At 56.7% G+C, this 3,099-nt stretch carries 3 protein-coding genes; 2 read left to right on the top strand and 1 reads right to left on the bottom strand.

What is annotated here, in order from left to right; all coding sequences use genetic code 11:
* Positions 1 to 544 (top strand): inositol monophosphatase family protein (locus tag V6D20_11095; protein ID HEY9816328.1); only part of this gene is annotated, 544 nt, incomplete at its 5' end.
* Between the two features lie 13 nt (positions 545 to 557).
* Here V6D20_11095 and purM read toward each other — a convergent pair.
* Positions 558 to 1,586, bottom strand: a complete 1,029-nt coding sequence (gene purM, locus V6D20_11090; protein ID HEY9816327.1) for a phosphoribosylformylglycinamidine cyclo-ligase — start codon at positions 1,584 to 1,586, stop codon at positions 558 to 560.
* 471 nt (positions 1,587 to 2,057) lie between these two features.
* Here purM and V6D20_11085 point away from each other — a divergent pair.
* On the top strand, positions 2,058 to 3,099 hold a 1,042-nt coding region (locus V6D20_11085), incomplete at its 3' end, for a PAS domain-containing protein (protein HEY9816326.1).

Genomic DNA, 3,099 nt, shown 5'->3' with positions numbered 1-3,099 from the left:
CAATTTCACCCGAGGTGTACCCCTCTGGGGGATTTCCCTCGGCTTGCTCTATCGTGGTACTCCAGTCTTTGGCTATGTGTATCTGCCGCCGATTGCCCAGGCGTTTCATGGCTTTTGGCCGGGGGACTCGGGGCTGCCCATGCCCCAGGGCGCGTTTCTCAACCATCGTTCTATCCACACCAGTGGGGCAGAACCGTCGAACAATCAGTTTTTCAACCTCTGCGCCCGCAGTACAGCGGTGCTCAAGTCGCCGTTTCCCTGCAAAATTCGCATGTTGGGCGTGGCGACCTACAATGTGCTGACGGTGGCGACGGGGACGGCCCTGGGCGGTGTGGAAGCGACGCCGAAAATCTGGGACATTGCGGCGGTGTGGGCGATCGCTCAAGCTGCTGGCGCGAACTGGATTCCCCTCGATCGCCAATCGCCTTTTCCCCTCCAGGTTGGGCAAAACTACAGCCGCCGCCCCTATCCCACCTTGGTGGCTAGTCGGGCGGCGTTGGTGGAGCGGTTTTTGCCCCACGTTGAGTTTCTAGGGCAGGGGTAGAGTGGGTCAACCGCTACCAGTCGGCTGTCCAGACAACATCCCCAGCGCCTTCGATCACCTCCCCGATGCTCCAGGCCGGTAGGTTATGCGCTTGGAAGTGGGCGATCGCTGCGGCTTCCACGGCGGGAGGCACCAACACCACGAAGCCAACCCCCATATTGAAGGTGTTCAACATATCGCTGCGCTGGACGGAGCCGGTGCGCTCAATCCATTCAAAAATGGGGGGAATGGGCCAACTGTGGGGATGGAGGGCGATCGCTTGGCCCACATTCAGGGCCCGGGGCAGGTTTTCGGGTAGGCCACCGCCGGTGATGTGGGCCATGCCGTGAATCTCTAGTCCAGCTTTCTGGGCGGCTAGGACAGGCTTGACGTAAAGCTGGGTGGGGGTCAGCAGTAGGTCACCCAGGGGGCTCTCTAGGCCAGAAGGGCGATCGCTGAGGGCCGTATTCGAAACCTCTAAGATTTTGCGAACTAAGCTAAAGCCATTGCTATGGACGCCGCTGCTGGCCAGAGCGATCGCCCGATCGCCCACCTGTACCTGACGTCCGTCGAGAATTTGGGCCTTGTCCACAATACCCACACAGAAACCCGCTAGGTCATATTCTCCAGCATTATAGAAGCCCGGCATCTCCGCCGTTTCGCCCCCCAACAGGGCACAGCCCGCCTCCCGGCAGCCCGCGGCAATCCCGGCAACAACTTGGGTTAACTGATCTGAGTTCAGATGCCCCGTGGCTAGGTAATCTAAAAAGAACAGCGGTTCTGCGCCGCAGGTGAGCACGTCATTCACACACATGGCGACTAGATCAATGCCCACGGTATCGTGGCGATCGCACTGATGCGCCAGCTTCAGCTTGGTACCCACCCCATCGGTACCCGAAACCAGCACGGGGTTTTGGTACTGTCCCGATAGCTCAAACAATCCGCTGAAGCCGCCCAGTTGCCCCAGCACCTCCGGGCGACGGGTGCTGTCCACCAGCCCTCGAATCGTTTGCACGAAGGCCCGCCCAGCTTCTACATCAACCCCTGCATTACGATAATCCATAGTCCTCTCTGTTGCGATCGCCACTATACCAAATCGGTGATTCTCCCTGGGGCATTGGGGGTGAGTTGTCACCATCTAAGTAGTGTTTTCATCTAAGTCGCGATCGTCGAACCCCCTTATTCATCGATCGTTCAACGACTAACCTTCGATATCCATGGGATAGCCCGGCCGATTTATTTTACTGGTTTGGGTATGCTAATCACTAGACCCATGGTGTTGAGTAAGGGCAACTCCTGCATTCCATTTATGAGTGGGATGCGAAGTCTACCGCATGGACTGTGTAGTCAGTATTTTGTAACCTGTTGTGTATTAGAAACCTCCGTAAATTTAGCAGTTACGCTGAAGAGGCTGGGTCTCAATGCCCCGATACCGGCAACTATTGTGCTTTAGGCTGAAAGGCTTTGGTCAACCATGCGTCTAAACCGCTCATCCCCGATCCTTGCTCCAATTACCATCTGGTTGATCCTTTTCTTGGGGCAAGCCATATTCAGCATTTATACCGTAGGGTACCTGGTTCACCATCAGGCATGGGTTGGGGCGATCGCTCCAGTGACGGCCCTGTTTACCCTGGGGCTGACGCTCACGGCAGGAATGCTGGGATGGTGCTGGGTGCAGCCTTTACGTCCGGTGACGGCGGGGCTGCGGGCCTTGGCACGGGGGCAGTTTGACTATCGAATGGTGCCTTCCCTGGGCTTAGGGGCGATCGCCCAGGCTATGAACCAGTTGGCTGAGCGTCTACCACTGCTTGTGCAGGACCAAGTGGAGCAAGCTACAGCCAGCTACCAGCAGCGCGATATTACCAATCAAGCCATCCTGCGTGCCATTCCCGACTTAATGTTTCGGGTGAATCGGGAGGGTATCTACCTCGACTACATTCCCACCAACCAGCATATTGACCTCTGGCCCCAAGATCAAAAACCCATTGGCCAACGCCTATCAACGCCCCTTTCAGCCAAGCTCCTCAAGCAAAAGCTGAACTGTATTGAGCAGGTTTTAGCTACGGGGCAACTCCACATGTATGAACAGGAAGTTGAGCTCCATGGGGGGGTGCGGCATGAGGAGGTGCGGGTGGTGCCCTGTGGCGCTGACCAGGTGCTGTTTATCATTCGAGATATTACCCAACAGCGGCAGGTGGAGCGGGAGACCGAGGCGCAAAAGGTCTTCTTGCGGCAGTTGCTTGATTGTATGCCCAGCTTGGTGGCGGTGAAAGATGAATCAGGGCGGTTTCTAGAGGTGAATCGCGCGGCGGCGGCGATCCATGGCACCACCCCAGATGCATTGCTGGGGCAGCAGGAGCTTGACTTGGTGCCTGTTCCTCAAGAAGAACAGTATGAGCAGTGGCTAGCGAACAATCGGGAGGTGATTCGATCGCGCCAGCCGAAGCAAATTCCTGATGAGCTGATTACTTATATGGATGGCTCCCAGGCTTGGTATCAAACCACTCTCAGTCCCTTTGTAGACCTGAAAGGGGAGGTGAAGGGGGTGATTTGCCATTCGGTGGACATTAGCGATC

The sequence above is a fragment of the Candidatus Obscuribacterales bacterium genome (assembly GCA_036703605.1).
In the GTDB taxonomy this organism is placed as follows: domain Bacteria; phylum Cyanobacteriota; class Cyanobacteriia; order RECH01; family RECH01; genus RECH01.
This window is presented reverse-complemented; position numbering and strand designations above follow the sequence as displayed.

Coding starts and splice junctions, on each gene's coding strand:
- purM (HEY9816327.1), bottom strand. CDS start 1,586: ATGGATTATCGTAATGCAGGGGTTGATGTAGAAGCTGGGCGGGCCTTC.